At 36.9% G+C, this 647-nt stretch carries 1 pseudogene; it reads left to right on the top strand.

The annotated features are described in order from the left end of the window. A pseudogene (locus tag Q0891_RS17210) lies at positions 1-647 on the top strand (hypothetical protein); the annotation flags it as partial.

Below are 647 nucleotides of genomic sequence, written 5' to 3'. Positions count from 1 at the left end.
TGTAATGATGGTGGTATTAATATCGTGAAATCTGCATCGAGCTCAACGACAGGTTGTGTCGGTGAAGGCGATTTAATTACTTATACATTTACACTTACTAATACTGGTGATGTGTCTATTAATTCTATCACAATTACTGATGATTTATTAGGTGGTGATATTACGTCGTCACTTACACTTACTGGAGACACTAATACGAATGGGCTTTTAGATCCTACAGAAACTTGGATATTTACTGCGCCTGATTATACTATTACGCAGGCTAACGTTGATGCTGGAAATATTACCAACAATGTTACCGCTGATGGTCTGCAGCCTGATGGAACAACTGCTGTTCAAGCCACTGATACTTATATCATTGATGCTAGTAATACAGATGTGACACTATGTAATGATGGTGGGATTAATATCGTAAAATCAGCTTCGAGCTCAACAACGGGTTGTGTCGGTGAAGGCGATTTAATTACTTATACATTTACAGTAACTAATACTGGTAATGTGTCTATCAACTCTATTACAATTACTGATGATTTATTAGGTGGTGATATTACGTCGTCTTTAACACTTACTGGAGACACTAATACGAATGATCTTTTAGATCCTACAGAAACTTGGATCTTTACAGCGCCTGATTATACTATTACGCA

It is taken from the genome of uncultured Winogradskyella sp., from assembly GCF_947498005.1.
In the GTDB taxonomy this organism is placed as follows: Bacteria; Bacteroidota; Bacteroidia; order Flavobacteriales; family Flavobacteriaceae; genus Winogradskyella.
The sequence above is the reverse complement of the archived record's forward strand: the minus strand, read 5'-3'. Positions and strand labels throughout refer to the sequence as shown.